We start from the raw sequence: 23,467 nt of genomic DNA, 5'->3' as shown, positions 1-23,467 counted from the left end.
CCAATGTTCATCATACGCCATTACCATAAGGTAATCTGTAATACTTCCCAATGATTTTCGATCCAAAAAAGCAGACCACATCTCACTTTGAGATTTGGGCGTCACATCAACGGACAATATCAAATCATGTTCCCGAGCCATTGGCTTAAGCTCCCGCAAAAATTGGGTAACATTAGGGCCGTCCTTCGTATGAACATTTTCAAAATCAATATTAATTCCGTCCAGATCATATTCTTGGGCAAATGAAATCATCTGATCTACAATCGACTTACGCCGTTCGAAGGTAGACAATGCTTCTGTTGTTAATTCGGGATTAAAGCTGTTGCTCAGCAGGCCCCATACCTCCATCCCCTTGCGATGCGCCCAACTGACATAAGCCGGATCAGCCTTGCTTTCTACAGTACCCTCCTGATCAATGATACTGAACCATGTGGGACTCACTACATTGACCCCGGGCATAGGATCAAATGTAGAAGGATTAGGCTTACGATTATAGACAGCCTCCCAAGCCAGATTAACGGGTCTACCTTCCCAATGCTTCTCCGAGGTGGACACAACGTCCTTAACTGAAGGCACCACAAGCTCTCCCCCTTCAGAAACATTGTCCATCTTAACGTATCCTGCATAGCCATTATCCAATTGGACAAAATACCAATCACCCTGTTTGGACCAAATACGTACCTTCGATTGCTGAGATATATCTGTCAAAATAAAAGATAGGCTGGAGGCTTCTTTACGCAAAGCGATTTTAGCATCCTGCCCCCCATCTTTCTTTTCTACACTTCCCAGTTTGACTTTATCCCCGGCTTTCATCAGGATGACTGCACCTGTCACCGAATCTTCGTGAACGGACACACCGTATACTTCACGAACAGCTTGTATAGGGATGTACAACTCACCGCTAATCACTTGAGGGGCAGCAGTCAGCGTATATACTTTACCATTCAGTTCTCCTTGTGACTTCGCAACGTTCATATGAAGCAAGCTTTGTCTTGTCGCCAAAATGATAGTTTGGTTCTCATCCTCATATCGAATTGCAGGATCAATTTGTTTTTGCACTAGCTTGAGTGGAATCAGCATATTCTTGCCAGAGCTCTGAGCCTCATACCCGGTCAACTTGCCCTGGATAAAAATAGGACGCACGCTGCCTTGCCAATCAGGTTTCTCATGCAAGGGATTACCATACTTTACGACAGTAATAGTGCAGATGATCGCTGCGAACAGTAGCAAACCTGCCACTGCTTTGAATCGTGAACGCTTACGGCGGCGTCTGGAATGATTTCTGGCCAATATTGAACCTCCATTATAGAAACTTTGGATTTCTGGATATCGTAATTCCAACAGAACACTTTTAAAAAGTGATTTAAACAAAAAAACGCGGTAAATCCCCGCTTATGGGGAATTCCTCACGTTTCCAACCTATTACAATATATGCATACCTCACAAAAAACTTCTATTCCTTGTTTCGCTATGTTTGTTTGTTATTGCAATCTTTGCATACTCCGTATAACTCCATACGATGTCCACGCACCTCAAAGCCTGTCTCCAACGCGGCATGGCCTTCCACATCAGCCAAATACGGATAACTGAAATCTTCAATCTTCCCGCATTTTTCACAAATGATATGATAGTGCTCCGAAACATTAGCATCGTAACGACTGGCGTTATCTCCATAGGTCAACTCATGTACCATACCCGCTTCTATAAACATCTTTAAGTTATTATAAACCGTAGCCACACTCATGCTTGGAAACTTGGATTCGAGTGCTCGATATATTTCATCTGCAGTCGGATGCCCCATAGATTCCATCAAATAGTTTAATATGGCATGGCGCTGGGGTGTTATGCGTACACCTGTCTTCTTCAGAAGTTCCAAAGCATGCTGGACGTGTGCTGCCATATATGTCCACCGCCTTATCCCTTACTTACGATTCTATCCATGTATAACCCATCTATTGACAACCCATTTTAGACATACTCACATTGTACGGTCTACCGAAGTTTCTTGTCAACGCGCCGTCGTATTGCCAGATGTCTCTGTGGAGGTATCTGTAATAGAAGCTTCCGAACCATCTGAAGAGCCTTCAGCTATGCCAGGCACAGTCGGTTTTCCGGACTCATTCAAACCAGGCAACATCGGCATCAGTATCCTTTTAATCATTAAATTACTGTTGCCCTCTACGTTGATCACATATTTGCCTGTCCCATTTTGACCTGAAATACTTTTACTGTCTATCTTAAATGGAAACTCGGATTGAAGATTGCCATAACTGCTGGAGCCCTCTAGCTGAAAATCTCCGTTCGATGGAAGATCTAAAACAATATCGCCAACGGCACTGTATATTTTCCAATCCCCGCCTACCTGCTTGCTATTCACCTTGATTGCACCATTAAGCGAATTTGCATTCAGCTTGGCTGTAGAGTCCAGCACATTGATGTCACCATTCTGCGTATCCGTCGTGATATCCCCTTTTGAGCGTGCAAGCTGAATATCGCCTACCACCGTGTACAGCGACACAGCCCCTTCAATACCCCCTGCCTGCATGTCGCCACGGTTGGTTCGCATATCCACGTCTCCGGTAATCCGGTGCAATTTGACCTGACCATTCAGGGTAGACCCTTTGACATTACCGATCGCATCATTGACTATGAGATTCCCATTGCCGCTCTCAAGCCGGATACTGTCGATGGCATCTACTCCGTTCAGGGTAATATTCCCGTTGGAGGTTCTGATCTGCATATTGAAGCGCCGATCCTCCGGTACTGTAATCAGCAAATTCATACGGGGTTGACGCTTGCTGGATGCCCCATATGGCTGAACCTCCGGACGGATCTGGATGGTTTTGCCGTCAGTGGAAGTCAGTGAGGAAGCTTGGGCAATCTTGTCCGCTTGGGCAGCAGGTGCTTGGTCCACCCACAGGGTCCCATGTACCTCTATATTGGACACAGGCCGTCTGATCAGCGTTATATCACCATTAACTGATTCAACCACCAAATCGGACGTCTGCATGGTTACAGGCACCAGCACACCGCCCATATCATACCGGTTCTCTTTAGCCTGGCTAAAATCCATGGAGGCTGATGTCAGATTGAGACTGACCCGGTTCCACAGGTACATATAATGATTTTGCTGAGTCACGATAAAAACCGAAGCGGCTACTACCAAAGCAGAGATAATCCCTTTCAGATCTGGCCTGAAACGCCGACCATTGTCAGACTTGCCTTCTATGCGGTAGTACACACCAAAAAAAATAAGGTACTCCAGTCCCCAAAGCACAAAAATGACAGGCCACCATACAAGAAGCTGCAGCATATATTCAGTATTTTGAAGCACATCTAAGATAAGCAGAACACCTACAGCCATCAACAGAAGCGATGAGGTGTAGCGCCCGACTCTTGTTTTGCGGTGCACGCCAGCCTCACCCTCTTTCCTTCAATTTTTTCCGCTTAAAGGACAGGACAATTTCCCGCAGAAAAATGAATAATCCAATCAGTATCAATAAAATAGCCAGCGTCAGGAAGCCGTAATCCTCAAAAAAAATACTCAGCCAGCGAGGCTTCATGCGGAACAAAATCATAAGTCCACCGCCTGCGACCAGCAGTACAGCAAAAGCCAAGCCTCTCTCCCATGCATAAAAAGGACTGCTTTGGTGACCTCTGGCATCCATTCGTGAATAACGATCCGGCTTGCGACGATAACGAACCATATAATCCGCTGATTGTAAGACGTCATACACATTGTAAAAATATAAGACAGGGATAAATAATCCAAGCAAGATAAGCAACGGGATGTTGATTCTTAGGCCGTCAGAGGAAACATACAGCATCGCAAAAATATCTAACAGGAGCAATACAATAAATGTAAGCCCCCTAATAAACAATCCCAAAAATAGATGCCCCAGTCCAGGTATTAATGTCGCCATGATAATGGCAATCACTTTGCGAAATTTAGCGTATTTTAGACGCTTCCCCTGTAAGGGATGTTCCCGCTGTTCAGGCTCTGGTAGACGCCGGGATTCTCCAGAAGGTAACGGTTGTTCCGAGTTCATGCCATCCTCCCCTTTGAATCATACGTGTTCCGTTGAGATGCATTGATGGTTAAATAGTACCCCAATCGGATTCAAGAGTAACTGGGAAAAAATGTAGCAACCCATCATTCCACGGAAACTGCCGCTACATCTTCCCACTGTCGAAGCTCAGCTGCAGTACGCACTGGATCAAAATCACGGCTGGTCAATACTTCCAAATAGACTTCCATACTTTGCCGATTAGGGTGCACTTCATGAAAAGGGACATGCTCATGTTCTTTAATCGTTATTTTGCGTATTTCTACTTTTTCTTGTTTTAAATAATTCGAAATTTGCTCCAGTAATCCATGAGAGGACAATCCGTACAAAGTAATCAGGTGACTTGTGCGTCCACGCATATATCGCAGTTCGACTTTGTTAAATACCCTTAAATTTAAAAACACAAGCACCGTCGCTACAATAGACGGAAAATAAAAACCCGCTCCAACACCTAGGCCAATAGCGGCCACGACCCAAATGGAAGCGGCTGTTGTTAAGCCGGTGATGGCTTTGCCAGTAAACAAGATTGTCCCTGCGCCCAAAAAGCCTACGCCAGTAATCACCGCTGCAGCCAAACGGGCTGGATCTACGCGCACATTGGTTTCTTTAATAAAATCGTCAAAACCATAAATGGAGAGCAGCATAATCAGTGTCGAACCCAGGCTGACCATAATATGGGTTCTCAAACCGGCAGCGTGATTGGAGCGTTCACGTTCAAAGCCAATGAATCCACCGAGAAGCATGGATAGTACAAGCCGTAAAATGATATGTGAATCATCGATAATCCACGGATTATTCACTCGAATCTCTCCTCCCGGTGATGTCGCGCTCCCCTCATCAGGTGCGCGGTTTGTAAGCTTGTGTGTATGTTCACTGCTGATTCAAAGGTGTCTCAACGTCACTTCACATTATGCAAATGGTAAGTGGTTAATTCCACGCCTGGGGCAACCTCAGCCGCTGACACGGGACGAAAGCCATGTTTTTGATAGAGTGCCACTGCGGGTGTATTTAAAGTTCCTGTGGAGACGATAAACAGCGGTATATGACGATGTTCATTCAAAACATGCTTCATTAAGGAGTCCGCAATCCCTTTACGAAAATGATCCGGATGAACCATCATACGCGTAAGAGTAAGCGAATCGGGCGACTCAGACTGCACAGCCAGCGCGCCCAGCAGCTCGTCGTCCTCTACCCAGCCATAAAAGGACTCACCACAGCTTTTCAGCGTATCCAATGTATCCATGAGGGGCGGAATCTCCTCAAACCCAATTCGCTCCGCTTCCAGCCTATAAGCAACGTGCTGAAGACGCCATATCTGGTTTACGATATCATCGTCTTTCAATGAACATAGGGTAACCATCTGTTTTCCCTCCTAAAGGAAACTCATAATATGCCATCACGCTTCTGAAGCTTGTTTTCCGTTTTCATTCAACAGTTTCACTCGTCTATGCAAAAAGGAGCCTGTCCCTAAAAGACAAGCCCCTGTCAAATCTATGCCATTAGCGGTTCAGCACTTCTGTCAGCAACTTATTGGCGAGACCAGGGTTTGCTTTGCCCTTGCTCTCCTTCATCACTTGACCGACCAGGAAGCCGATAGCCTTTTGCTTGCCGGCTTTGTAATCCTCAACCGATTGCGGGTTAGCCGCTACAACCTGTTCGACGATCGTCAGGACCGCGCCCTCATCGCTGATTTGCACTAGCCCTTTTTCTTCAACAATTTGCTGTGGAAGTTTGTCACTCTCCAGCATTTCCTTGAAGACCGTTTTAGCGATTTTGCTGTTGATCGTTCCCTTCTCCAGCAGTCCGATCATTTCACCCAAGCCCCGGCCCGTCAGCTTAACCTGCGACAGCTCTACACTGGCACTATTCAAATAGCCGAGCAAATCCCCCATAATCCAGTTGGATACCGCTTTGGCATCCTTGGTGTATTGAAGGCTATCCTCGAATAAATCAGCCAATGGCTTGGAGGACGTAATCACCTGCGCATCATACTCAGGTAACCCATATTCTGAAGTGTAGCGTGCTTTACGCTGGTCAGGCAGTTCAGGAATCGAAGCACGGATGCGCTCTTTCCATTCCTCATCAATATGCAGTGTAACGAGATCCGGGTCCGGGAAATAACGATAATCATGCGCCTGTTCCTTACCACGCATGGACAGGGTTTTACCTTGGGCTTCATCCCAACGACGTGTCTCCTGTACAATCGTTCCGCCTTCCTCCAGCGTCTGCTCCTGCCGGAACTGCTCATATTCCAGTCCGCGCTGTACGCCACGGAAGGAGTTCATGTTTTTCAGTTCCGCTTTGGTTCCCAGCTCTTTTTGTCCACGCGGACGAAGACTGATATTCGCGTCACAGCGAAGTGAGCCTTCCTCCATCTTCACGTCGGATACATCGCAATACTGCATGATGGCGCGTATTTTTTCCAGATAAGCCTTGGCTTCTTCCGGTGAAGATATGTCCGGCTCCGAAACGATTTCGACCAGTGGCGTGCCGACCCGGTTAAAATCAACCAGCGACGCATAGCCGCCATCCACATGGGTTAATTTACCCGCGTCTTCTTCCAGATGCAGCCTGGTGATGCCGATACGTTTGGTCTCACCGTTCACCTCAATATCAATCCAGCCATTTTCGCCGATGGGTTGATCATATTGCGAGATTTGGTAAGCCTTCGGTGAATCGGGGTAAAAATAGTTTTTGCGATCAAACTTGCTCACATCAGCAATGGTACAATTGAGCGCCATCGCTGCTTTCATCGCATAATCGACGGCCTGACGGTTCAATACCGGCAATACCCCTGGGTGTCCAAGACATACTGGACATGTATGGGAGTTGGGCGGCGCTCCGAAGGATGTCGAGCATCCGCAAAATATTTTAGACTTCGTATGCAATTCCACATGGACTTCAAGTCCGATGACCGTCTCATATTTGGATGTTGTTGTAGACATGAATGGGTTCCCTCCTTTTCGCTAAATTACATCTGTGGACGCTGCTTGTGAAATTCGGTATTTTGTTCAAATGCATGCGCTACACGCAGCACGGAAGACTCATCAAAGGCTTTCCCGATAATTTGCAGTCCGACTGGCAGTCCATCTGCAAGACCACAAGGAATGCTGATGGCCGGCACCCCGGCCAAGCTCACCGGAATCGTCAAAATATCGTTCAAATACATGGTCAATGGATCATCCACCTGCGAACCGATTTTGAAAGCAGTTGTCGGTGCGGTAGGTCCGATAATAACATCATATTGCTCAAATACACGGTCAAAATCCTGTTTAATCAGCGTGCGTACTTTTTGAGCTTTCAGGTAGTAAGCATCATAGTACCCGGAACTGAGCGCATAGGTCCCAAGCATAATCCGGCGTTTCACCTCAGGGCCAAAGCCCTGCGTACGGGACTGATGATACAGATCGAGCAGGTTGTCGGGATTATCAGAACGTACACCGTAGCGCACGCCGTCAAAACGGGCCAGATTGGAGGACGCTTCGGATGAAGCCAGCAGGTAATATGTAGCTACCGCATATTCGGTGTGAGGGAGAGACACTTCTTCCCATACCGCGCCCAGTCCTTCCAGCGTTTTCAGTGCATCCAGCACCTTTTCCTTAACCTGTGGATCGACGCCCTCACCAAGGTATTCCTTAGGCACAGCAATGCGAAGTCCTTTTACATCTCCGGTCAAAGCGTTCAAATAATCAGGAACATCAACCTTCGCAGAAGTGGAGTCCTTCTGATCATAGCCTGCAATCGCCTGCAGGACATACGCCGAATCCTGAACATTTTTGGTGATGGGTCCAATTTGGTCCAAAGAGGAGGCAAAGGCCACCAATCCAAAACGTGATACCAGACCGTAGGTTGGCTTCAGACCCACTACACCGCAATAAGAAGCGGGCTGGCGAATGGAACCGCCTGTATCAGAGCCAAGGGTGAAATAAGCCTCACCCGCTGCTACGGCCGCCGCTGAACCCCCACTGGAACCACCAGGTACACGTTCCAGATCCCATGGATTACGCGCCGGGAAAAAGCTGGAGTTCTCGTTAGAGCCACCCATAGCGAATTCATCCATGTTCATTTTACCAAGTGTTACGGTTTGGGCTGCTCGTAATTTGTGGACAACCGTGGCATCATACACAGGATTAAAATTTTTCAAAAACTGACTGCCACATGTTGTACGCAGCCCTTCCGTCACGATATTATCCTTAATACCGACAGGCAGGCCAAACAACAACCCACGTTCCTCTCCCGAAACCAGCTGATCATCCAGCTGCCGTGCGGATGCACGGGCCTGTTCCTCGTCAACGGTGATGTAAGCCCTGATCTTGTCTTCGTGCGCACCAATCGTCTCCAGAGCGTGTCCTACCAGATCACCCACAGAAATTTCCTTTTGATGCAGCTTGTTATGTATTTCCGGCAATGTGTTATTGAACAAGCTCAATTTGCATCCTCCTTTCAAATGTAAAATCTATTCCAAAACAGCAGGAACTTTAAACTGTCCGTCTTCTTCTTCAGGTGCATTGCGCATGACTTGCTCCTGTGTCAAACTGTCGCGAACTTCGTCGTCACGCATGACATTGCTGACGTGCAGCACATGAGTGGTCGGTTTTACCTGCTCCGTATCCAGCTCATTCAGTTTCTCCGCATAATGGAGAATGGCGTTCAATTGCCCTGTCATCGTTTCTTCTTCGGCCGCGGTCAGATTCAACCGGGACAGCCTGGCTACGTGACGGACATCTTCCGTGGAAATGTTCATATAATACCCTCCTCGTGTATATCAAAAAATGCTGCACCGAACTTTGAAATAACGTTTTTAATTATAGGATAGAACCTTTTACAATTCAATCTTTGACGCGGCACAGAAGCAAACTGTACGTCAATGAGATAAATATTGCTAAACGGATATAAAAAAAGCACCTCTCGGTGCCTTTCACGAAAACTATAGAAACGAGATCGTGCCGTTATATATTCCTTAAAAGAGTCAGCACTGGCCGACTCCTATATCCAAGCACGTAAATTGACTTGTTTGATAAAATCAGCCTGTGACAACAACTCTGCCGCGGTTTCTTCTTCCTCAGCCTCTACCGAATCAAGACCACCGTTCATCACATGCTTGAACAGTTTCTCATTATGAGTAGCAAGGGCGTAATCTATCAGCGCTTCACGCTCAATTCGCTCGGCTTCCAGCTTCAGAATACTTTCTTCCAGCTCGATGTCCCCGGAAGGTACAAAAAAGTTGCGATTCACCTTCGGGACGCGAATGACATAGTCAAAAGCATTGTCCGCATTACGATCGTAAGCAATGATAAAACCGTGTTCGCCCACAGGAAGATTCTGCTCAAAAGCATCCGCGACGATCATAATTCTAGCTCCTAAATGATGCATCGTTAGCCCCCCCGTTTGTCTGAACTTATCTGCTAAGTCTACTAAAAAATAAGTAGCTTGTCTATATCATCTACAGTTCTTAAAATTGTACTTAAAATTGACCGCCTCCACGCCCCAGCCTGTGCTCATTTAGTCTTACATGCCATTTTTGTGTATAGGTGCAGGCTCGTCTGGTTACCTTCTTCCATGTTACGACCTTCGGCTCAGAGCCTACCACGGATGCTTCATCCCCTGCTATATTAGAAAAACGGAGGCTTTCTCCACTCTCATGCTGCACCCCATATATATGTTTTCTTTTCATTCTTGCTCCCCCTTGTGATCTGACGGCCTCATGCCTCTTTATCCTCTTAATGGGCAAAAAAAAGAACGCAAACCGGGATTCATCCACAGCTTGCGTGCTTCGCGAGTTTAGTATGTAACTTCAATAAATTTATGTTAACAAAAATAAAAACCTTTGTCTATACATAATTTATAATTTGTTGTCGAAAAGGAGCAAAACCTGTCACAACTTTGGCTCTGCCCCAATTGAAACGTGCAGGCATTTTACCGAATATACGGATTATTGGCTTTTTCATAGCCGATGGATGTTTTCGGGCCGTGACCGGAATACACGGTAACGTCATCTCCAAGCAGGAACAATTTATTCTGGATCGAGTCATACAAGTCACGTTCCCGACCGCCAGGCAGGTCCGTACGACCGACGCCTTGACGAAATAGCACATCCCCGGAAAAAAGATCCTTGCCGCACAAAAAGCTCACGCTGCCAGGTGAATGCCCCGGCGTATGGAGCACCTTGAATGTATGCCCGATCAGGTTCAATTGCTGGCCTTCCGCCAAATCATATTCGGCAGGCTCCGTCGAGATCGGTGGCGACGCCTCCGGCCACATCAGGGAGCCATTCAGCTTGGGAGATGTCAGCCAGTCTTGCTCCAGGGCGTGCAGGTAAACCGGGCATCCTTTGGCATTGCGGATCGCCTCTACCCCACCGATATGGTCAAAATGGGCGTGAGTCAGCAAGATCGCCTCAATGGTCAGGTGTTCAATAGCTCTCAGCAAAGCGCCTGGATTCATCCCTGGATCAATAATAACGGCACGCTGCGGATCATCCCCTTGAAGCAAATAAGCATTCGTTTGGAGTGGGCCGAGATTAAAGCTGCGAATGGATAACGTCATGAGTTAAAATCCCGAGATCAGCTCGCGCAATTCCTGAATAATTACAGGATGAGACTCGGTTCCCTCCCCATATTTTTCGGCCATTTCTTTGCGAGCCACCGCAATTTTTTCTTGATAATCATCGGCTTCCCGATCCGGATTCTCACGTTTGAACTCGATCATGATTTGTTGGACATGCGCAGGACGCGGTCCCCAGTGACCAAGTACGTGGCCCCCTGTATCGGCAAAAATCACAATCGGCACTGCACGTCCGCCCATGGTCAGGAAGTCGTCCATCAGTTCCTGGTGATTTTCCAAAATCAATACTTCGGTTGGAATGCCGCTATTCTCCAGCGCACGGAATACAACCGGCACGTTGCGTACTACATCGCCACACCAGTCGGCAGCCAAAATAAGCACACGCAGATCATCCCGATGGTTCAAGCTTTCAAAATACTCCCGGTCCTCTTCGCTGTTCCACACAAACTGATCGTACCCGGAGCGGAAAGCTTCCTTGTTCTTTTCCATTCCCTCCATAAACTGCTCAGGGCTTAAGCCCTTTCCGAAATATTGCGATACGTTAGTACGGCTCATGTTATGCACTTCCTTTTTTGTTTTTGGATATAACCCATTTGATGACAAAATAAATGATCAGGAGCGCAAGCGCAACCAGCAAAATCGGTTTGATATAAGGTGCAGCCACTTCATCAATTTGCTCCCATTTGTCTCCCAGCAGCATACCTAAATAAATAAACAGAACAGACCAAGGTATAATCGCCAGCGTCGTCAAAATAATAAAGCGCCATACGTTCATTCGAGCTAGCCCGGCAGGGATTGAGATTGCGTGACGCACAACGGGGATAAAACGAGCTGTGAAAATGACCCCTGTGCCGTATTTGTTGAACCAAGCCTCGGCGTGGTCCACATGACTTTTTTTGATAAGTATGTATTTGCCGTACTTATCCAATACCGGTCTGCCGCCATAACGTCCAATCCAATAAATAAACAGCTGAGCCAGCACCCCGCCAATGGTACCAAACAAGACCGCACCAAAGAAATTAATATGGCCCGAGGACACCAAAAAACCACCATATGCGAGAACAATTTCACTTGGTATGACCTCAACCATCAATCCAAGCATAATACCAAAATATCCAAGACTGCGAATAATCTCAAACAAATAATTAATGATGCCAGATATATAGTCCATCTCTCTGCCCACTCCCTGCCTTTTTGCTCTATTTTCATTAGTTTATCACAGCGGCTAAACAAGTCGCCACTTTGCTCAAACAGGGAGTTAGTGACCCCTGGTCTTCTGTCCGCATAAGCTGTGGGAGAGAGGAGGGGGTACGATATGCCTCCCGGCAAATTACCCAAACATGACAATCCACAATCCCGTTTACCCACAGCCCGTGGTATCAGGCGCGCATGCAGCAAAGAGCTATACCGAGCACGCAAGCGCCTGCCCGTTCACATTGCTCCTGATCTGGTCAAGCAGGGCGAGGAGCTGTACTATCGCAAAGTCGTCGGACACCTCATCTGGATTGCTGAAAACCGTAGCAACCGCAAACTACTGTGCGACTGGTGGGACGAAGACGTCAGTGAGGAGCTCGCAGCATTATGGAAGGTGGATCGCGATGCTTTGTGCACTGCTTTTAGAAGTGCCTATGGCGGATAGAAGCAAAAAAAAGTGGAGCCACTCCATAGTGGCCCCACTTTTACGATATTCCTTAACGATGTGTCTGCGTCTTCCCTGCTCCTTCAGGAAGCAAATCTGCACACGCGCGTTCCAAATAAGGATCAGCATGAATAAAATCCCGAAATGCCGTGTATTCACGCCATAGAACAGACTTCTCTCCCGCTTGGCCTTTGACGGCACGAATCAGGATATTTTTAGGTGTATGCTCCATGTCGATAAATTCAAGCAGTTGTGTCCGATATCCCATCATATCCAGGAGCTTGGCCCGGATTCCATCCGTTGCCAGTGCAGAAAAACGCTCCTTCAGGATACCGTGAGAAAGCAATGGCTCCAGCACCGGATTTTCCAGCTGGCTAAACAGCTCATGTTGGCAGCATGGAACCGACAAAATGACGGACGCTCCCCAGCGCACAGCCTTTTCCAGCGCAGCGTCCGTGGCTGTATCACAGGCATGCAAGGTAACGACCATATCCACCTGCTCCAGCTCGTTATAGTCCGCAATATCACCGACCAGAAACTCCAATTGGCGATATTGCAGCTTTTGCGCCAGAAGGTTACAGGTTTCAATGACATCTGCCTTCAAGTCCAATCCGACGATCTGCAAAGGTCGTTTTTGCTGTACAGCCAAATAGTGATACAAGGCAAAGGTCAAATACGATTTGCCGCAGCCAAAATCCACAATCGTCAATGGGCGGCCTACGGGGAGGCTGGGCAATACATCCTGCACCATTTCGAGAAAACGATTGATTTGACGAAACTTATCGTACTTGCGAGCCAGTACCTTGCCATCCTCATTCATAATCCCCAGCTCAATCAGGAACGGGATTCGTTCCCCTTCCTCCAGCACGTATTGCTTTTTGCGATTATGAGACAGGTCGGCTTTACTTTTACTCGGTGATTTTGTCAAAATGGAAACTTTATATTTTTTACTAATCAGCACCTGATAGTCCGCATCCTTGGCGCATAAAAGCCCTTGACGGAACGTATCCTCAAACAAGGCGGTCATGCGCGCATTGGCTTCGTCAGGGGTTAGGTTTTCATGAATGACTTTGTTGCTGTAATGAAAAGCAAACTGGTAATGCAGCTTGTTTTTCAATTCCACAGGCTTGATGTGTACTTTAGTAAAGGAAGCATCCTCCCGTTTGCGAAGCTGACTTAGCGTCGCGGTTATAAGAGAGCCTCCTGTGGTCAATTGGTATATAAGTTCACGCAGTGAATCCAAAAGGTACATCTCACTTTCTTTCATGTAATTGGGTGATCTCGGCCAAACCCTCGGTGACTTCCTGGCGTGAAATTCCACCCCGCTCCAGCTCCGCATTGGTCTTATCCAGTAATTCGCTATAAAATGACTTTGCTTCCGACAGCAGCTCTGGCTGCTCCCATGCCAGTCCGAACCAAACATCGGCAGCTTCATCCAGCCTGTCCTCACGCTCATAATAAGCAGCCAACAGCCTGCTGGTTTCAGGGGGTAGCTCATATTCGCGCACCAGATTTACGATACACGCAATCCGTTCAGGCAGAGTCTGTAGTTCACGAGCTGCGCCGTTCGAATCGCTGTACAAATATAGATGAAGTGATTTCATCAAGATCCGTATTCCCTCGTCTGTTCTGTCGGTTTCCAGGTAAATCACGGCTTCTTCTTCCAAAATACGAGCCACCTGCTGCAGCTTATCCGCTTCAATTCCAGGGCCCAATCGGAAAAGCTCAATTATCTGCTCCGGTGGCAATCGTCTGAGCAAATCTGAACGAAGACGAAACTGCTTGTTGAGCAGGTCATCTAGTTGCTTCAGCGCTTCGATGTGTTTATTTTCACGCCTTAAACCGAGCACCGTTGCTACTGCGGATGTCAATTCTTCCATCATACTGAGCAAATAATCTTTTCTAAGCAAGCCGTTCCCTTCCTTTCATCCGGATGCCTAGACAACCAGAAACCCTGTTCCTTCTGATTGTAAGACATCCTTCTCCAAAAGCCAAATGCCGCCGCCATGCAGCAACCAATGATCCGGTAGTCAGCATGCTCACGTCTGGCATGTGACATTCCGACGCTACAGTGGGTACATTGCTTTATGGCCTATTATAGGACTGGCCAATCACGAATGTTTTAAAAATTTAATATTGCTTCTCTGTCAATATCATGTTAATTTTGTTTCGAAAGAAACAAAATTATAGCATCACATTCAATAATCTATTTAATCTATTATTGAATTTTATTTTCTTGAGAAACAATTACTTGATTATTATTTTATGAGAAAGGATGATTGAGCATGGCTAATCGATTCAGCTCGATATTACCGGAATATCAAGAATTTATACAGCGGCAGCACGTTTTCTTTGTAGGATCAGCACCGCTATCCAAGGAGGGGCATGTTAATCTTTCCCCCAAAGGTTATGATTCCTTGCGTATTCTGTCGGATCAAAGGGTAGCCTATCTCGACTTGGCGGGAAGCACCAACGAAACAAGCGCCCACATTGTAGAGAATGGACGGGTAACCATCATGTTTTGTGCATTTGAGGGCGCGCCCAGTGTATTAAAGCTCTACGGAACTGGTGCCGTCGTGCTGCCCGATACCCAGCAATGGAATGAGCTATACCCTCTCTTCGCCCCGCTTCCCGGAGCAAGACAAATCATTGTTGTGGACATTCACATGGTGCAGAATTCATGTGGTTTTGCGGTTCCCTTCATGACATACACGAGCGAACGGGAAAAGCTGAAGGAAGTCGCGATTCAGATGGGTGAAGAAGCCCTTAAAAAGTATAACTATGAGAAAAGTTTGGAGAGTATTGACGGATTGCCGACGGCGTTTGCCTTGAACAAAAGCAATATGAATTAGACACCTTACACACTATCCAACTGGTTACAACAAGCCTGACAGAAACTCAATAAACCGAGTATATAGTTGTCATTGTCATAACTAAAAGCCAATTTACAGCACAAAATAACCGGAAAGCATCTGATTGTCATATCAGGTGTTCCCGGTTTTTGAGTTCTTTCTTCTTCAGGCTTACTTCTACAAATTTTGTTCCAAAAATGACGAGATGGCATCCGCTAATAATTCCGGTGCTTCGAACAGGCTCATGTGACCCACTTTTGGTATAGTAACCTGAGTTACCCCGGTGCGATCCGTTGTAAATGTGCGGGCTGGAGGAACTGCATGATCCTGCTCACCTGCCACTAAAAGGACCGGCAAGGAAGATGCTGACAGTACATCCCGACGGTCGGAACGCTCACGCATAGCTAGTGAAGCTCCTACAGCCCCTTGCGGCGGCGTTTTATAGCCAATTTCTTTGGCTTTAAGTAACAGTCCGGGCATAGACTCTACATGATCTGGAGCAAACAGCCCAGGTACGAGCCCGTCTACAAAGCTCGTAATCCCCTCTGTTTGAATGGTGGATACAGCCTTGTTCCGCTTTTCTTTGCCTTCCTCCGTATCTGCATAAGCAGTCGAATGAATCAGCCCAAAGACTGTAAGACGCTCCGCATGTCTCTGTACTGCGGAAAGCGTCAAATATCCCCCTAGGGAATGACCGAACCAGGCAGCCTGCGGGATGTCCAACTGCTCTTGAAGTTTAAGCACATCATCTGCCATTTGATCAATGGTATAGGCTCCGAGTGGAGCATCGCTGCGCCCGTGTCCACGCAGGTCTGGAACAATACACCGATAGCTTTGGGATAGCAAGGGAACAACCTCATCCCAATAGGAAGAGCTTCCGCAAAATCCGTGCAGCAGAATGATCGGCTCTCCTTTCCCCTGTTCGGCATAGCAGATCGTCGTTCCTTCGCACAATACCTTTTTCATGTGAAACCCTTCCTTCTCTGTATATAGTCTATTGGAGCTGAATATATTAGTAAGTAGAACATGCTGATGTATATTATTAAGCAGAACATCAATATCTGAAACGGTAGCCATCTGGGAAATCTTGTGTGGCTGCTCTTAGCCCAAACTCACAAGCCGCAGCGTTAGCAATATGTGCTGCCATCGTCATGACGAGGTGGAGCGACGTCATTTGCAAGGTCCAATAGGGCTTGGGGCTACGCTCGTTCACAATAGCTGCGACGCTGTAATGTCCAACAGACGGCAGAGCCAATCCAACGGAGCGGGCCGGAGTCAACGGCTCGCGTGCAATAAGAAACATCCCTGTCGATCCCTGCTGTCCAAGACAAGCGTCTATGGCGATGACATGATGATCCTGGGGAATACGCTCCAGATACGAAACCAGATGATCCGCGTCACACGGCTCCGTCAATGTGCCAATGACGTGTGGAACCCCCTGCTCCTTAAGCATGGTGCCGACCAGCGGCCCCAGCGAGTCACCTGACGAGCGATCCGTACCGATACAAACAAAGGTCAGCTTATCTATAGTATGCTGATCATGAATTTCCCGAAAGAACGGTGCGAGTCCTTCACGATCTGTTTTTTCTACATTACGATCTAAGGGGGAGCGACCGGATGCGGAAGCTCGATTATACAAAGACACCTTTGTCCATCCTCCTTGATTCCGTTGTTTATCGGCATTCTGGCTTTCAGTACATTCTACAACAAAAACATGATACAATACAGGCAACTTCCCCTGTTATGAAAGGATGGAACATTAACAATGGATTTGTCTGTACCGTCTCATGCCAACATTGAGTATATGATTGAAGGTATTAAAACCAAGCTTCGTATGGCGAGTGGAGCTGCTATGCAAGCTTCCGCTTTCTCGCTGGAGCAATATGAGGACATCCATGATGTCTATGATATGGTGATAAGCAAACCCAACCTGAGTATCTCAGAGGTTGAGGCCATCGTCTCTGAGCTGGGCAGATTGCGCAAGCCCTCCTGACCACCAGCCCGTACGACAGGTCGCTTAACCAGCTTATGACCTATCATTCGGGACAACACTGCTCATGATCGTGCGCTGTGCTCGTAAATAAGGCTTGTATCTCCGGTCGCATCAACAGATGCGCAGGCGGAATACGAGCCTTATTTTTTTATAGGCTGCATATACATTGACTCAAGGCAAATCAGCCTGCGACTTAGTCAAGTTTTTGCTTTCAAACTTATATTCGTTAAATTTATAGTACAACATGATCGGTATATGGCAGGGTTCATTTGGCTGATATTTACCGTTCCCGTGCTCTACTGGCGAGCGTGTCTGCAATCTTCTCCCCCTTCTTCCACTCCCCGCCTGTAAGTGAACCCGGATCGCTTTTTGTTTCACTCAAGATCACAGCGTTTATATACGAAGTAAGCAAGACAAAGCAGCACACGAAGCTTTCGCATCATCCAAAGCAGCAGCATGGTTTTTTATATATTTTTTTATTATATAAGAGGAGTGATATGACATGAATAACATCGACAATCAAAATACGGCAGGCAATACTTCAAGCTTTGCAAAGGGTTTATTGATCGGAGGTTTAATTGGTGCTGCGGCAGCCCTGCTGTTCGCACCGAAGCCGGGACGTGAGTTGCGCAGCGAACTGTCTGATAAAATGACGATTGTATCCGATAAAACAAAAGACGTCGCCTCTGTAGTCAGCAGCAAAGCAACGGACTTGGCCAAAACGGTTTCTACCAAAACAGCAGATGTGGCTAAAACGGTATCCGGCAGCAAAGACATCATCTTATCCAGCGTAGCCAGAGCTTCTGCCGACGTTGCTGATGAAGCAGCCAAGGCAGATCAAGAGATTATGGATGCAACAGCCCAGGCAGTCAAGGAGTCGGAGAAGGAATTGAATGCAACATCCTAGCGTCAATGAGCATCCTTTTGAGCTGAGGCATGAGATTAAGCGGCTTAACAAACGGCTAGATCAAATCGCAGATACGCTGGAAAGAGCAGAATTTCGTGATATTCTAGAGAACTATTCCAGTACTAAACGAAGAATTATGAGTAACCTGACGGCAGGAATTGCACGGGGACTTGGCCTCACGTTGGGGACAGTGGTCATACTCGCCTTGCTCGCGTGGTTGCTTAGCTTCCTGGTACAGCTAAACCTTCCGGTCATCGGAGATTTTATTGCCGAATTGCTGGAATATATTAAAATGAGCCAAGGCTAAAACGATTCAATCGTAACCCGTAGCAAGTTAGTCTAACGCCAGAAACCAAAACAGCGGTAGCCCAAGGACGAGAAAATAAAATCCTAGACTACCGCTGTTCTATTGAACTAACGTATCCGTTATTTGACCAAGATATCTACGACACAAAACGACCCGTCTCAAATATCCTGTTCAATACTCCCCTAAGCTGCCACTTGAATACCGCAATCAGCTCTTGAACCACCTGGAATTTCAAAGCTCTATGCTTGTCTCCAAAAATTCAAGATACTTTGGGTCATCTTCCATAAAAATCTCAATACCCGCACCCATATAAGCACGGGTTAGCTCGTCTGTCGCCTTTTCGAGGTTTTCCTGTTCATAATATAGCTGCCCTAGCCGAAGATGAATATAGGGGTTGCCCAACCCTTTCGGACACTGAACAGCATTAAAAAAGCACTTGAATGCCCTATCGTAATTATTCATTCGAAAATGAACATCCCCGATAGCCACGTATAACCATGTAGCGGCCTCCCATTCTCGATGGTTTTCCGGCAATAAGCGGAGGGCAGCAACATATTTATGCTTGCCCGCCTCAAGATCGCCTGCCTTCACTAAATCTTCGCCTTGTTTAGATAGAGTGATGATTTCAGAATAGGTGGAATCTGAAAGTTGCACCGTGATCTCTCCTGTCCGTCATAAAATCTCATTCGTGAATTTAACACAACCCACTTTTCTAGACGCTAATTATGCAAACTAAGTATATTGTAACTGCTAAGCAGCCGCTACAATTTGTTACGCTTGTTCATTTTAAAAAAAGGACACGCTTCCCTATTTGGAATAACGTGCCCTTACGATGTGACGTCAAATATTTGAAACCGTAAACTCTGCTGTGTTCTCATAAAATAGAGGAATTAGACATAATCTGCTTCAGCTTTTCTGTTGCCCGCTTCTGGATACGGGAAACACTCATCTGCGATACGCCCAGCGTCTGCGCAATCGCACGTTGAGATTGTCCATCCTGAAATGCGAGGAGGAGCACCTTCTGTTCCTGCTCTTTCAGTTGGCTTAAAGCCTGCTGCAAATCCATCCGTTTTTCAACCGTATCATAATCGTTGGCCTCCGAGCTAATAAGCTCACCTAACGTTGCTGCACTTTCTTCCTGGGATAAAGGCGAATCTAGCGAAACATAATGGTAGCATTCACGACCAGCAAGCACTTCGATCGTTTCTTCCACAGTCAGATCCAAATATTCCGCAATCTCGCTCACATTCGGCGAACGTTCCAGTTTAACAGTCAGCTCGTCAATGGCATGCTGAACAAGCGCTCCCTTTTCCTTAATGCGGCGGGGAACCTGAATGTACCATGATTTGTCGCGCAAATAATTTTTCATATGTCCGAGCATACTTTTCATTGCATACGGTTCAAAGGGAATACCCAGACTGATATCGTATTGCTGAAGCAGACGGATCAAGGCCATCTGACCGGTCTGATATAAATCCTCGTATAAGTCCGGGCGGTTACGGGAGATCTTCCCGGCAGCCATCTTAACCATCGGTTCATACTTGCGGATCAACACGGTAGCAATCTCGTTATCTTTCGTTTGCTGGTACTCCCAGATTAGACCAACGGCTTCATCCATCGACTCCGGGGGAGTTACCTTTTCATTCATACTTTCTCCTCACTTCTGGTCAGATGCTTGATCAGCACCACTTCGGTGCCTTTTCCTGCCTCATTCAAGATATGGACATCATCCATAAGCGCCTGCATGAGATAAAAGCCTAAGCCGCCCACCTGTGCATCATTCAACTCCTTGTCATGCAGGGATGAGATACGGGACGGGTCCTCCACCCGTTCAAAGCTCTCCCCTTCATCTTTGACACGGATAGACAACGAAGCTTCGTCAAATTCGAATGTCACTTCCACGACTCCCCCCTTGTGACCATATGCATAAAGGACAGAGTTATTACAGGCTTCCGATACAGCCACTTTCATGTCTTCAATCTCCTCATAAGAGAATCCCATTTTCGCGGCAATACCGTATAAATTTAATCTTACAATATCAACAAAGTCAGCAGTGGCAGGCAAATTAAGAACTACTTTTTGAATTTGAGCATTCATTTCTTTTTCTTTCCTTTCCTATTGGGAATTCTCCTGGGGGACAAAGAATTTGGCAATACCGGTCAGATCGAACAGCTTTTGAATTTGAGGCGGAACCTCCTGAACGGTAAACCGGGACTCCATCCCGTGTCTTGCTTTTAAAATGGATAACAAAATACCAATGCCCGTGCTGTCAATGTATTTAAGGTCTCTCAAATTAATAATCAAATCCTGGCCGGATTCCTCTACCAGAGGCTCCATCACCAGGCGAAAGTCAGGTGCCACCGAAAGATCCAATTCTCCACTCAGATAAACGATATTTACACCATCTCTCGTTTCTGTAATTGCATTGAACTTCTCATTTTTATTTGTATTCATAGGCCTACACTCCCAAAAAAAGATTTCCCTACATACTAACCCATTATACGGGCCCTTGAATCAAGCTATAACCTTCGGCACCTTCCAAATGCCACCTGCTAAGCTTCATTGTAAAATGAAACGTTACACCCTGCTCCCCACTCGTATCCACACGAATATCCCCGCCCATCATATGAACCAGCGTTTTGCATATAGCGAGTCCCAATCCAGTCCCTCCATATTTACGCGTCATGGAAGAATCAAGCTGGGAAAAGGGCTGAAACAGCCTTCCAACTTTAGCCGATTCAATACCAATACCGGTATCCTTCACAAAAAACTCAACGGTAAGCCCCTTGTCGCTACGCTCTTTGACAGAAGCGAAGACATATACCCCGCCTTGGTCTGTAAATTTAACGGCATTGGATACCAGATTAATCAGCACCTGACGCAATCTTCCCATATCGCCATATAGCACGGAAGGCATCTGTTCATCGAGAAAATAAACCAGCTCCAAATTTTTCCGGTTCACTTCTACCGTAAACAAGCTGAATACTTCCTTGATACAGGAAACCAGCTCGAATGGATGTTCCTCTACTTCCATTTTGCCTGACTCCAGCTTGGTAAAATCCAGAATATCATTGATGACCGCTACAAGCGCGTCTGCACTGCGGCGAATGATATAAGCATATTCCTGTTGATTGCTTTGCAGCTCCGTCTCCATCAGCAAATCAATCATGCCAATGACGCCATTCATAGGTGTGCGGATCTCATGGCTCATCATCGCCAAAAACTCCATTTTGGCATTGGCCGCAATCTCCGCTGCCTCCTTGGCAGCAATCAGTTCGCTATTCATCTTCTCCAGCTCCTGAGTCTTCTGGTGAAGCAGCATCGACTGCATCTTCAAGCGCTTGTTCATCAGATACATTTGCACAAAGCCTTCAATTTTGGACTTGAGGATTTGGGGGATGAATGGTTTCACCATATAATCAATACCACCCGCTGAATAGCCTGCAAACAAATGCTCAGCTTCCTTGCTGTTAGCTGAAATGAAGATCATCGGAATATCCTTTGTCTTCTCTCTGGCCTTAATCAGCTTTGCAGTCTCAATTCCATCCATACCCGGCATTTGCACATCAAGGACTACGAGTGCGAATTCATCTTTTAACAGACATCGCAGTGCTTCTTCTCCGGAAGTAGCTTTTACCAGGTTATAATGTTCACTCTCCAGCACCGCCTCAAGAGCGAGCAGGTTCTCAGGTCTGTCATCTACCAGCAATATATGAATCGGTTCATGAAGCCCCATGGAAGCTCTCTCCCTCTTTCAACGAAATCCAGATCAGGCACTTGTCATCATCGCGGTCCTGAGGCGCCTCTTTACGAAAAAAGGCATCCAGCATTGCTTCTTCATTCCATTGCTCATGCTTGCGCAGACAAGCAGTCAAATACTCGATTTGCTCCTCATATTCGCCCTCTACAGCCTCCAGCAAGCCATCCGTATATAAAGCGATATGTCCCGTCCCTTCATACTGAACCGTGTGCATTTCCGCATCAATTTTGTCGAACAGCCCTACCGGACTACAGGCCCGGTCAAACTTGGTGATGCTGCCGTCCTGACTGAACAGCAAGCCGGGTGGGTGTCCTGCGTTCACATAGTCAATCCGCCGAGAGCGAGTATCAATCACCATATAAATCGCCGTAAAATAGTACTGTACCAGCTGTTTGCCGAGATCCAGCTGATTAAAACGGCGATTCAGCTCCTGTATGACCTTCTCAGGCTCCACATACGTGGTCACGGTATCCTTAAGCACTGATGCAATGAACATGCAGAACAGCGAAGATGAAATGCCATGCCCCATCATATCCAGCAAGATGACAGCATACCTTCCTTCTCCTAGCGGATACCATGAATATAAATCTCCCGCCAATTCAAAGGAAGGCTGATATAGCGCATTTACTTCCAGCATCGGGTCTTGAATAGCAGGAGTCAGCACCGCCTGCTGTACCATCGCAGCCAGCTTCAGCTCATCCTGAATCCGTTGATCCCGATCCTTATGCCAGTCCTTCTCCTGCTTAAGACGCAAGGCAGATCGAATTCTCGCTATTAGCTCCACCTTGTTAATCGGCTTCGTAACATAATCGACGGCCCCTACATCCAGTGCTTCGGCCAGCTTTTTGGAATCCCCTACAGCAGTTACCATGATGATCGGAATATCTTTTAAATGCTCATACTCCTGCACAATACTGCAAGCTTCAATGCCGTCCATTTCAGGCATCATCATATCCAGCAGCACCAGATCAATATCAGAAGGACGGGGTCGAATACTAGTGCTGCGATCACCAATCCCTAGACGCTCCAACATTTCTGCGGCTGAACTAGCTGAAATTACATCTCTATAATTTTCCTTTTTTAATATTTCACGAACAATAATGATATTGGTTGGATTATCGTCAACAATTAGAATTCTCATTGGCCTCTCCTTATCTATAACCCATGTATTATACTATACCTCCTAAGCGGTAATACCCTTGGTGATGGGAATAGCATTCCCCAAGGAGGAGTACCCGCAAGAAGGCATTCCAAAAATATAGATAAGGAATGAGGTTGAACCCCCATTCCTTATCTATATTTTTGGACGACCCGTAAAGCACTCGTGCTGCGCTCAAATAACCAGCACCATGCCCTGATCCTGCTCTTTTTCATAAAA

At 46.7% G+C, this 23,467-nt stretch carries 28 protein-coding genes and 1 pseudogene (1 of these 29 only partly in view); 5 read left to right on the top strand and 24 right to left on the bottom strand.

The annotated features are described in order from the left end of the window. The 14 genes from B4V02_RS04320 to uptA form a co-directional block, all read right to left on the bottom strand. Positions 1-1,290, bottom strand: partial view of a glycosyl hydrolase family 18 protein gene (locus B4V02_RS04320; protein ID WP_094153880.1) — the 5' portion only. The gene continues 429 nt to the left of window position 1, outside the view; 1,290 of the gene's 1,719 nt are visible here — the first part of the coding sequence; the start codon lies at positions 1,288-1,290; its stop codon lies beyond the left edge, outside the window. Between the two features lie 178 nt (positions 1,291-1,468). Continuing rightward, complete coding sequence (perR, locus tag B4V02_RS04315; protein ID WP_007432093.1) at positions 1,469-1,900, bottom strand: peroxide-responsive transcriptional repressor PerR; 432 nt, start codon at positions 1,898-1,900, stop codon at positions 1,469-1,471. A gap of 108 nt (positions 1,901-2,008) precedes the next feature. Further along, a complete protein-coding gene (locus tag B4V02_RS04310; protein WP_094153879.1) occupies positions 2,009-3,412 on the bottom strand; it encodes a DUF4097 family beta strand repeat-containing protein in 1,404 nt (467 codons plus the stop codon). A 7-nt stretch (positions 3,413-3,419) separates the two neighbouring features. After that, the gene (locus B4V02_RS04305) at positions 3,420-4,049 is read right to left on the bottom strand and encodes a hypothetical protein (RefSeq protein WP_094153878.1); all 630 of its coding nucleotides are present in this window, start codon (positions 4,047-4,049) and stop codon (positions 3,420-3,422) included. A 104-nt stretch (positions 4,050-4,153) separates the two neighbouring features. Then, complete coding sequence (locus B4V02_RS04300; RefSeq protein ID WP_094153877.1) at positions 4,154-4,867, bottom strand: MgtC/SapB family protein; 714 nt, start codon at positions 4,865-4,867, stop codon at positions 4,154-4,156. 98 nt (positions 4,868-4,965) lie between these two features. Continuing rightward, positions 4,966-5,427, bottom strand: a complete 462-nt coding sequence (locus B4V02_RS04295; RefSeq protein ID WP_094153876.1) for a GNAT family N-acetyltransferase — start codon at positions 5,425-5,427, stop codon at positions 4,966-4,968. 139 nt (positions 5,428-5,566) lie between these two features. Continuing rightward, complete coding sequence (gene gatB, locus B4V02_RS04290) at positions 5,567-7,012, bottom strand: Asp-tRNA(Asn)/Glu-tRNA(Gln) amidotransferase subunit GatB (protein ID WP_094153875.1); 1,446 nt, start codon at positions 7,010-7,012, stop codon at positions 5,567-5,569. A 26-nt stretch (positions 7,013-7,038) separates the two neighbouring features. Beyond that, on the bottom strand, positions 7,039-8,496 hold the full coding sequence (gene gatA / locus B4V02_RS04285; protein WP_094153874.1) for an Asp-tRNA(Asn)/Glu-tRNA(Gln) amidotransferase subunit GatA: 1,458 nt from the start codon (positions 8,494-8,496) through the stop codon (positions 7,039-7,041). 27 nt (positions 8,497-8,523) lie between these two features. Then, entirely contained in the window at positions 8,524-8,811 is a 288-nt protein-coding gene (gene gatC, locus B4V02_RS04280) for an Asp-tRNA(Asn)/Glu-tRNA(Gln) amidotransferase subunit GatC (RefSeq protein ID WP_007432100.1), read from the bottom strand. A gap of 242 nt (positions 8,812-9,053) precedes the next feature. Beyond that, positions 9,054-9,440 carry a hypothetical protein gene (locus B4V02_RS04275; protein ID WP_043891290.1) on the bottom strand — a complete coding sequence of 129 codons (387 nt, stop codon included), beginning with the start codon at positions 9,438-9,440 and terminating at the stop codon, positions 9,054-9,056. A 91-nt stretch (positions 9,441-9,531) separates the two neighbouring features. Further along, positions 9,532-9,741 (bottom strand): hypothetical protein, encoded by a 210-nt coding sequence (locus B4V02_RS04270; RefSeq protein ID WP_094153873.1) that lies wholly within the window; start codon positions 9,739-9,741, stop codon positions 9,532-9,534. Between the two features lie 242 nt (positions 9,742-9,983). Next, on the bottom strand, positions 9,984-10,613 hold the full coding sequence (locus tag B4V02_RS04265) for an MBL fold metallo-hydrolase (protein WP_094153872.1): 630 nt from the start codon (positions 10,611-10,613) through the stop codon (positions 9,984-9,986). Positions 10,614-10,616: 3 nt separating this feature from the next. Then, entirely contained in the window at positions 10,617-11,186 is a 570-nt protein-coding gene (locus tag B4V02_RS04260; protein ID WP_094153871.1) for a thioredoxin family protein, read from the bottom strand. A 1-nt stretch (position 11,187) separates the two neighbouring features. After that, complete coding sequence (uptA, locus tag B4V02_RS04255; protein WP_007432105.1) at positions 11,188-11,802, bottom strand: undecaprenyl phosphate transporter UptA; 615 nt, start codon at positions 11,800-11,802, stop codon at positions 11,188-11,190. Between the two features lie 144 nt (positions 11,803-11,946). Between uptA and B4V02_RS04250 the strand changes: the two genes are divergently transcribed. Further along, the gene (locus B4V02_RS04250) at positions 11,947-12,270 is read left to right on the top strand and encodes a hypothetical protein (protein ID WP_007432106.1); all 324 of its coding nucleotides are present in this window, start codon (positions 11,947-11,949) and stop codon (positions 12,268-12,270) included. Between the two features lie 52 nt (positions 12,271-12,322). Here the strand turns inward: B4V02_RS04250 and B4V02_RS04245 are convergent, their stop codons facing one another. Further along, the gene (locus B4V02_RS04245) at positions 12,323-13,537 is read right to left on the bottom strand and encodes a class I SAM-dependent methyltransferase (RefSeq protein WP_094153870.1); all 1,215 of its coding nucleotides are present in this window, start codon (positions 13,535-13,537) and stop codon (positions 12,323-12,325) included. Continuing rightward, a complete protein-coding gene (locus tag B4V02_RS04240) occupies positions 13,524-14,180 on the bottom strand; it encodes a DUF6483 family protein (protein WP_094153869.1) in 657 nt (218 codons plus the stop codon). The genes B4V02_RS04245 and B4V02_RS04240 overlap by 14 nt, the downstream gene beginning before the upstream one ends. A gap of 375 nt (positions 14,181-14,555) precedes the next feature. On the opposite strand from B4V02_RS04240, the gene B4V02_RS04235 reads away from it, so the two are divergent. Beyond that, the gene (locus B4V02_RS04235) at positions 14,556-15,122 is read left to right on the top strand and encodes a pyridoxamine 5'-phosphate oxidase family protein (protein ID WP_094153868.1); all 567 of its coding nucleotides are present in this window, start codon (positions 14,556-14,558) and stop codon (positions 15,120-15,122) included. Between the two features lie 177 nt (positions 15,123-15,299). On the opposite strand, the gene B4V02_RS04230 is transcribed toward B4V02_RS04235, so the two are convergent. After that, positions 15,300-16,088: an alpha/beta fold hydrolase gene (locus B4V02_RS04230; protein WP_094153867.1), complete on the bottom strand. Its 789-nt coding sequence runs from the start codon at positions 16,086-16,088 to the stop codon at positions 15,300-15,302. A gap of 88 nt (positions 16,089-16,176) precedes the next feature. Further along, on the bottom strand, positions 16,177-16,767 hold the full coding sequence (gene yyaC / locus B4V02_RS04225; RefSeq protein ID WP_007432111.1) for a spore protease YyaC: 591 nt from the start codon (positions 16,765-16,767) through the stop codon (positions 16,177-16,179). A gap of 120 nt (positions 16,768-16,887) precedes the next feature. Here yyaC and B4V02_RS04220 point away from each other — a divergent pair, with 120 nt between their 5' ends. The 3 genes from B4V02_RS04220 (at position 16,888) to B4V02_RS04210 (ending at position 18,329) form a co-directional block, all read left to right on the top strand. Next, positions 16,888-17,115, top strand: coding sequence for a DUF1128 domain-containing protein (locus B4V02_RS04220; RefSeq protein ID WP_007432112.1), 228 nt, complete (start codon positions 16,888-16,890; stop codon positions 17,113-17,115). A gap of 502 nt (positions 17,116-17,617) precedes the next feature. Beyond that, positions 17,618-18,022 carry a YtxH domain-containing protein gene (locus B4V02_RS04215; RefSeq protein ID WP_010344697.1) on the top strand — a complete coding sequence of 135 codons (405 nt, stop codon included), beginning with the start codon at positions 17,618-17,620 and terminating at the stop codon, positions 18,020-18,022. Next, a complete protein-coding gene (locus tag B4V02_RS04210; protein WP_094153866.1) occupies positions 18,009-18,329 on the top strand; it encodes a DUF5665 domain-containing protein in 321 nt (106 codons plus the stop codon). The genes B4V02_RS04215 and B4V02_RS04210 overlap by 14 nt, the downstream gene beginning before the upstream one ends. A 231-nt stretch (positions 18,330-18,560) precedes the next feature. Here the strand turns inward: B4V02_RS04210 and B4V02_RS04205 are convergent, their stop codons facing one another. The 6 genes and pseudogenes from B4V02_RS04205 to B4V02_RS04180 all read right to left on the bottom strand — a co-directional run bounded on the left by B4V02_RS04205 (position 18,561) and on the right by B4V02_RS04180 (position 23,230). Next, positions 18,561-18,983: a tetratricopeptide repeat protein gene (locus B4V02_RS04205; protein ID WP_094153865.1), complete on the bottom strand. Its 423-nt coding sequence runs from the start codon at positions 18,981-18,983 to the stop codon at positions 18,561-18,563. 220 nt (positions 18,984-19,203) lie between these two features. After that, positions 19,204-19,977, bottom strand: a complete 774-nt coding sequence (locus B4V02_RS04200; RefSeq protein WP_007432117.1) for a sigma-70 family RNA polymerase sigma factor — start codon at positions 19,975-19,977, stop codon at positions 19,204-19,206. Further along, entirely contained in the window at positions 19,974-20,426 is a 453-nt protein-coding gene (rsbW, locus tag B4V02_RS04195; protein WP_094153864.1) for an anti-sigma B factor RsbW, read from the bottom strand. The genes B4V02_RS04200 and rsbW overlap by 4 nt, the downstream gene beginning before the upstream one ends. An 18-nt stretch (positions 20,427-20,444) precedes the next feature. Then, the gene (locus B4V02_RS04190) at positions 20,445-20,783 is read right to left on the bottom strand and encodes an STAS domain-containing protein (RefSeq protein ID WP_094153863.1); all 339 of its coding nucleotides are present in this window, start codon (positions 20,781-20,783) and stop codon (positions 20,445-20,447) included. Between the two features lie 100 nt (positions 20,784-20,883). Then, positions 20,884-22,065, bottom strand: a pseudogene (locus B4V02_RS04185) (response regulator); the annotation flags it as partial. Then, positions 22,052-23,230, bottom strand: a complete 1,179-nt coding sequence (locus tag B4V02_RS04180) for a PP2C family protein-serine/threonine phosphatase (RefSeq protein WP_094153861.1) — start codon at positions 23,228-23,230, stop codon at positions 22,052-22,054. The pseudogene B4V02_RS04185 and the gene B4V02_RS04180, both read right to left, overlap by 14 nt. Positions 23,231-23,467 lie beyond the last annotated feature (237 nt).

It is taken from the genome of Paenibacillus kribbensis (assembly GCF_002240415.1).
GTDB classification, from domain to species: domain Bacteria; phylum Bacillota; class Bacilli; order Paenibacillales; family Paenibacillaceae; genus Paenibacillus; species Paenibacillus kribbensis.
The sequence above is the reverse complement of the archived record's forward strand: the minus strand, read 5'-3'. Positions and strand labels throughout refer to the sequence as shown.

Excerpts from the sequence above, each read along its gene's own strand:
- B4V02_RS04235 (WP_094153868.1), top strand. The coding sequence starts at position 14,556 with ATGGCTAATCGATTCAGCTCGATATTACCGGAATATCAAGAATTTATA.
- B4V02_RS04245 (WP_094153870.1), bottom strand. The coding sequence starts at position 13,537 with ATGAAAGAAAGTGAGATGTACCTTTTGGATTCACTGCGTGAACTTATA.
- B4V02_RS04215 (WP_010344697.1), top strand. The coding sequence starts at position 17,618 with ATGAATAACATCGACAATCAAAATACGGCAGGCAATACTTCAAGCTTT.
- gatB (WP_094153875.1), bottom strand. The coding sequence starts at position 7,012 with ATGTCTACAACAACATCCAAATATGAGACGGTCATCGGACTTGAAGTC.
- perR (WP_007432093.1), bottom strand. The coding sequence starts at position 1,900 with ATGGCAGCACACGTCCAGCATGCTTTGGAACTTCTGAAGAAGACAGGT.
- B4V02_RS04180 (WP_094153861.1), bottom strand. The coding sequence starts at position 23,230 with ATGAGAATTCTAATTGTTGACGATAATCCAACCAATATCATTATTGTT.
- uptA (WP_007432105.1), bottom strand. The coding sequence starts at position 11,802 with ATGGACTATATATCTGGCATCATTAATTATTTGTTTGAGATTATTCGC.
- gatC (WP_007432100.1), bottom strand. The coding sequence starts at position 8,811 with ATGAACATTTCCACGGAAGATGTCCGTCACGTAGCCAGGCTGTCCCGG.
- B4V02_RS04260 (WP_094153871.1), bottom strand. The coding sequence starts at position 11,186 with ATGAGCCGTACTAACGTATCGCAATATTTCGGAAAGGGCTTAAGCCCT.
- B4V02_RS04220 (WP_007432112.1), top strand. The coding sequence starts at position 16,888 with ATGGATTTGTCTGTACCGTCTCATGCCAACATTGAGTATATGATTGAA.
- B4V02_RS04295 (WP_094153876.1), bottom strand. The coding sequence starts at position 5,427 with ATGGTTACCCTATGTTCATTGAAAGACGATGATATCGTAAACCAGATA.
- B4V02_RS04190 (WP_094153863.1), bottom strand. The coding sequence starts at position 20,783 with ATGAATACAAATAAAAATGAGAAGTTCAATGCAATTACAGAAACGAGA.
- B4V02_RS04305 (WP_094153878.1), bottom strand. The coding sequence starts at position 4,049 with ATGAACTCGGAACAACCGTTACCTTCTGGAGAATCCCGGCGTCTACCA.
- B4V02_RS04210 (WP_094153866.1), top strand. The coding sequence starts at position 18,009 with ATGCAACATCCTAGCGTCAATGAGCATCCTTTTGAGCTGAGGCATGAG.
- B4V02_RS04265 (WP_094153872.1), bottom strand. The coding sequence starts at position 10,613 with ATGACGTTATCCATTCGCAGCTTTAATCTCGGCCCACTCCAAACGAAT.
- rsbW (WP_094153864.1), bottom strand. The coding sequence starts at position 20,426 with ATGAATGCTCAAATTCAAAAAGTAGTTCTTAATTTGCCTGCCACTGCT.
- B4V02_RS04200 (WP_007432117.1), bottom strand. The coding sequence starts at position 19,977 with ATGAATGAAAAGGTAACTCCCCCGGAGTCGATGGATGAAGCCGTTGGT.
- B4V02_RS04275 (WP_043891290.1), bottom strand. The coding sequence starts at position 9,440 with ATGCATCATTTAGGAGCTAGAATTATGATCGTCGCGGATGCTTTTGAG.
- B4V02_RS04270 (WP_094153873.1), bottom strand. The coding sequence starts at position 9,741 with ATGAAAAGAAAACATATATATGGGGTGCAGCATGAGAGTGGAGAAAGC.
- B4V02_RS04250 (WP_007432106.1), top strand. The coding sequence starts at position 11,947 with ATGCCTCCCGGCAAATTACCCAAACATGACAATCCACAATCCCGTTTA.
- B4V02_RS04230 (WP_094153867.1), bottom strand. The coding sequence starts at position 16,088 with ATGAAAAAGGTATTGTGCGAAGGAACGACGATCTGCTATGCCGAACAG.